Genomic DNA, 1,193 nt, shown 5'->3' with positions numbered 1-1,193 from the left:
GCTACACCTTCGCCTACGCCACGGCGCGCGAAACCACGGCCGACTGGCTGGGGGCGACGGCGCAGGCGCTGCGTTTCTTCGGCGGTGTGCCGCTGCTGATCGTGCCGGACAACGCCCGGGCGTTGATTGCCAACCCCGACCGCTACGAGCCCAGGGCGAACGACACGGTCCATGACTTTGCGCGCCACTACGGCACCTCGGTGCTGCCGGCACGCCCCTACCACCCGCAGGACAAAGGAAAGGTCGAGTCTGCCGTGCAGGTGGTGGAGCGCTGGATCTTGATGCGCCTGCGCCACCAGCAGTTTGACACCGTCGATGACGTCAACGAGGCCATCGGCCCGCTCCTGGAGCAGCTCAACGCCAAGCCGTTTCAAAAGTTGCCCGGATGCCGCGCCAGTGCGTTTGCCGAACTCGATGCACCGGCCTTGCAGCCTTTGCCGCTGCAGACCTGGGAGCTGGCGGTCTACAAGACTGTGCGCGTTCACATTGACCAGCACGTCGAGTTTGAAGGCCACCGCTACAGCGTTCCCCACTCATTGGTCGGTCTTGCTTTGGAAGCGCGAATCACTGCGCGCGCGGTGGAGATTCTTCATCGCGGCGAGCGCGTAGCCTGTCACCTGCGCTGCGCGCACAAGGGCGGCTTCACCACGGTGCCCGAGCACTTGTCAGCGGCCCACCGGGCGCACCTGGCGTGGACGCCCGAGCGGCTGATTCACTGGGGCACGAGCATCGGCGTGGCGACCGGGCGCATCGTCACGCGCCTGCTCGAAGAGCGCCAGCATCCCGAACACGGCTACCGCGCTTGCCTGGCCTTGCTCTCGCTGGCCAGGCGCTACGGCAAGCCGCGCCTGGAAGCGGCCTGCCTGATCGCGCTGGAACTGGGCACCACTCGGAGCGCCCATGTGCGCGACATCCTGGCCAATGGACGCGATCTGATCGCGCCCGTCGCCCCGTCGGAGTGGACCAGTCCGGTGCACGCGCATGTGCGCGGGCCGGGCTATTACCAGTGACGCCGGCCATGCCCGCAGCCACAGCCTGCACAGCACAAGACGACCAAATAAAAGGAATACCCATGATGATGAACACCACTCTGGAGCAGCTTCGTGGCTTGAAGCTCAACGGCATGGCAGCAGGCTTGCAAGAGCAGCTCACCCAGGCAGGCATGACGGCCATGAGCTTTGAAGAACGCCTGG

At 65.7% G+C, this 1,193-nt stretch carries 1 protein-coding gene; it reads left to right on the top strand.

The window, feature by feature from the left end; genetic code table 11:
• Window positions 1-1,010: IS21 family transposase (istA, locus tag IWX85_RS20170; RefSeq protein WP_196870988.1), on the top strand; the 1,010-nt coding region annotated here is incomplete at its 5' end.
• Window positions 1,011-1,193: the final 183 nt, after the last annotated feature.

Origin of the sequence: Polaromonas sp. CG_9.11 (assembly GCF_015752225.1) — a bacterium.
Classification (GTDB): Bacteria; Pseudomonadota; Gammaproteobacteria; order Burkholderiales; family Burkholderiaceae_C; genus Polaromonas.
The sequence above is the reverse complement of the archived record's forward strand: the minus strand, read 5'-3'. Positions and strand labels throughout refer to the sequence as shown.